We start from the raw sequence: 3,196 nt of genomic DNA on the forward strand, positions 1-3,196 counted from the left end.
TGTCGCGGACGCAGGCGGGATGTACGCGGCGAAGGCTGCGGGACTCGCGAGCCACTTCGAGCTCATGACGCCCGACGTGGGCGAGGTCGGCTTCATGGCCGATGACCGCGCCACGCACCCGGCATACGTGAGCCACTACCTCTTTGGCAACAACGGGTTCGACCCCGTCGAGCTTGTCCGGCTCGCTCACGAGCGCGGCAGCTCGCCTAGGGTGCTGCTCGTCAAGGGCTCGACCGACTACATCGCCGAGCACGGGGTCGTCAAGGCGACGGTCACTGAGCCGTGCGTGCCCGAGCTTGAGGCGATCGGCGGCACGGGCGACACCGTGACCGGGCTCGCCTCGGCGTTCATGGCCGCGGACTTCCCGACGTTCGATGCGGCGGTGTGCGCGGCGAAGGCGAACCGTGCGGCCGGAGCGGCCCTGCAGGCGCGCCCCGATCACCGCGCCGACGACATCGTGCGTATGTTTCCGCGTGTGTTTGAGAAACATCTCTGCGAGTGGTCGAAAGTTTGACATCTCACAGACTCACCTGGACAATCCTTCAGCGGAGGCGGATGGGTCCTGGTGGGCCCCCTGGTCTTCAAAACCAGCGTGGGGCGTGAAGAGCGTCCCGGGTGTGTTCGATTCGCACGCGCCTCCGCCAGACGTGTGCGCGGGAAGGTGGCCCCCAGGGGCCGCCTTCCGTCGTTTGCTCCGGCTCGATCGACTCGACTAAGCTTGGAACCACATGAGGACGGGGGGTGGACACGAACCGCCTCGGAGGGGAATGTTCCCATGTGGACCGCGAGGAAGAGGGGGCACAGTGACCCGGTACCCCACGACACGCGAAGGAGTGGATTCGATGGACGCACTCGACGCCCTCATGACCCGTCGCTCGATCCGCCGCTACACCGGTGAGCCCGTCTTGGCCGAGCAGGTCGAGACGATGCTGCGCGCCGCGATGGCCGCCCCGAGCGCGGGTAACCAGCAGCCGTGGCGGTTCGTCGTCGTGACCGAGCGCGAGACGCTCGCGATAATCGCCGACACGAGTCCGTACGCCGGAATGCTCGCTGAGGCGGCAGTGGGCATCGTCGTCTGCGGCGACACCTCGGACCTGCGTCACCCGGTCATGTGGCAGCAGGACTGCTCGGCGGCTGTGCAAAACATCCTGCTCGCGGCGCACGCCATGGGGCTCGGCGCGGTGTGGCTCGGCTACTACCCCAAGACCGAGCGCTCAAGCCCGCTCAAAGCACTGCTGGGCATGCCCGAGCACATCGAACCGATGGCGGTCATCTCGATCGGTCACCCCGCCGAGGAGAAAGGTCCCTCCGAGCGCTACGACGCCGATTTGGTCCACCACGAGCGCTGGTAGGGAGGGCACGTGGCCGAGGAGGTTCTGCTCGCGGACGGGCTGCGCTTCACCGGCCCGGCTTCGATTGGCGCGCCGGTGCTCCTCAACGGAGTGAATCTTGTGGTCGCGGCCGGTGAGATCGTCGACATCGGCGGGCCGAGCGGGGCGGGCAAGACCACTTTGCTCCGCGCGCTCGCGCGGCTGCTGCCAAAAGCAAGCGGGCACCTCGCGTTGAGGGGGGTGTCGGCCTTTGGCATCCCTGCGGGCGAGTGGCGTTCGCGCGTCACTTTGCTGCCTCAAAAGGCGGTTCTATGTTCAGGCACGGTGCGTGAGAACCTGCTCGTGCCGTGGACACTCAAGGCGCGGGCCTCCCTGACGGCCCCTGACGATCACGAGCTCGCCGCCGCGCTTGCCGGCGTAGCCCTCGGTGAGATCGCGCTTTCCAGGGATGTCGCCATGCTCTCGGTGGGACAGGCTGCCCGTGTCGCGCTCGCCCGGACGGTGCTCACTAGACCGGACGTTCTCTTGCTTGATGAACCGGACGCCGCGCTCGACGACGAGAGCGCAGCGCGGGTCGCCGAGACGGCCTCGCGATTCGCGGCTCTTGGAGGTGCGGTCGTTCGCGTGCGCCACCAGCGCACTGAAGCGTTCGCAACACGCCGGCTGCGACTCGCCGACGGCCACCTGACCGAGGTGGGCACGTGAACGAGCTTGCCGGTGGGGTCGTTGAGATAGGAATTCCTCAGCTGCTTCTGTCGACGGGGTTCGTCGTAGTGGCGGGCGCGATCTCAGTTCGCCTCGCGCTTGGGCTTGAGCGCGAGTTGGCGATTGCGACAGTGCGAACATACGTGCAACTCATCGCTCTCGGACTCGTGCTGAGGTGGGTGTTTGGGGTTGATAGCTGGCTGCTTGTGATCGGTATCCTCGTGTTCATGATGGCGGGCGCCGCGCACGCTGTGTTGCGGCGCACGATAGACGCGCCGCGCGGAATCCTCGGCAGTTCGATGGTAACGATGCTGCTTACCGGATTCACCGTCACGTTTGCCGTGACCGGGCTCGTCGTACAGGTCGATCCGTGGTACGACGCGCGCTACGTCATCACCATCGCCGGCATGGTGCTTGGAAACTCGATGAACGGTGTCGCGCTCGCGCTGGAGCGGACGTTCGCGGACCTTGATGCGCGGGCCGATGAGATTCTTGCGTTAGTGGCGCTGGGTGCCACGCCGTGGGAGGCGGCCTTGCCGAGTGCGCGGATCGCAATCACGGCCGGACTCATCCCTACAATCAATGCGATGTCCACTGCGGGCATCGTGTTCATCCCCGGTATGATGACCGGTCAGGTGCTCGCCGGCGCCGACCCGCTCGCTGCGTCGTTCTACCAGATCGTCATCATGCTGATGATCTCTGCGGCAACGGCGGTCGGCGCTGTGCTTGCGGTCGTGCTCTCGTACCGCAGACGTTTCTCGGACGAGGGCGTGTACCTTGAGCGAGGGTATCGGGACGCGTGAGGGGGGCGTGTGGCGTTGACAGTGCGCACGCGGGCGGGCAACTCGACGGGCGCCGGGCCTGATGCCTCACGTAAGAATGTCGTCGAACACGTCGTTCGTTGACTCATCATAGATGTCGTCGAGTTCGAGTGCCTGCACCTCCCTTCGACGTACCGATTCCTTCAGTGCGACGAGTTCGTACAGACGCTTCTGCAGCCGGACGATATCGCGCTTGAGCGCAACGGGGTTGAGCGTCTCGTAGTGGGCGGTCAGGCGCCGCTTGGCAGCATCGCTGACGTCGGGCGATATCAAGGCGCGCGCATAGGGCGTCTTCGGTTCGTCGTAGCGCTTGGTCACCTTCGATCCCTCGCGGGTCTT

At 65.9% G+C, this 3,196-nt stretch carries 5 protein-coding genes and 1 tRNA gene; 5 read left to right on the top strand and 1 reads right to left on the bottom strand.

Annotated features, from left to right (window positions below; translation table 11 throughout):
• The 5 genes from KGZ40_05790 to fetB form a co-directional block, all read left to right on the top strand.
• A partial coding sequence (locus KGZ40_05790) for a hypothetical protein (protein ID MBS3957021.1) occupies nt 1-514 on the top strand: 514 nt, incomplete at its 5' end.
• 33 nt (nt 515-547) lie between these two features.
• Nucleotides 548-644 (top strand) — tRNA-Sec (locus KGZ40_05795).
• 198 nt (nt 645-842) lie between these two features.
• Nucleotides 843-1,352, top strand: coding sequence for a nitroreductase family protein (locus KGZ40_05800; protein MBS3957022.1), 510 nt, complete (start codon nt 843-845; stop codon nt 1,350-1,352).
• Between the two features lie 9 nt (nt 1,353-1,361).
• Nucleotides 1,362-2,036, top strand: a complete 675-nt coding sequence (locus tag KGZ40_05805) for an ATP-binding cassette domain-containing protein (protein MBS3957023.1) — start codon at nt 1,362-1,364, stop codon at nt 2,034-2,036.
• A complete protein-coding gene (gene fetB / locus KGZ40_05810) occupies nt 2,033-2,839 on the top strand; it encodes an iron export ABC transporter permease subunit FetB (protein ID MBS3957024.1) in 807 nt (268 codons plus the stop codon). The genes KGZ40_05805 and fetB overlap by 4 nt, the downstream gene beginning before the upstream one ends.
• A 66-nt stretch (nt 2,840-2,905) precedes the next feature.
• Here the strand turns inward: fetB and KGZ40_05815 are convergent.
• Nucleotides 2,906-3,196 (bottom strand): hypothetical protein (locus KGZ40_05815; protein MBS3957025.1); only part of this gene is annotated, 291 nt, incomplete at its 5' end.

This window comes from Clostridiales bacterium, from assembly GCA_018333995.1.
Lineage (GTDB): Bacteria > Actinomycetota > Coriobacteriia > Anaerosomatales > SLCP01 > JAGXSG01.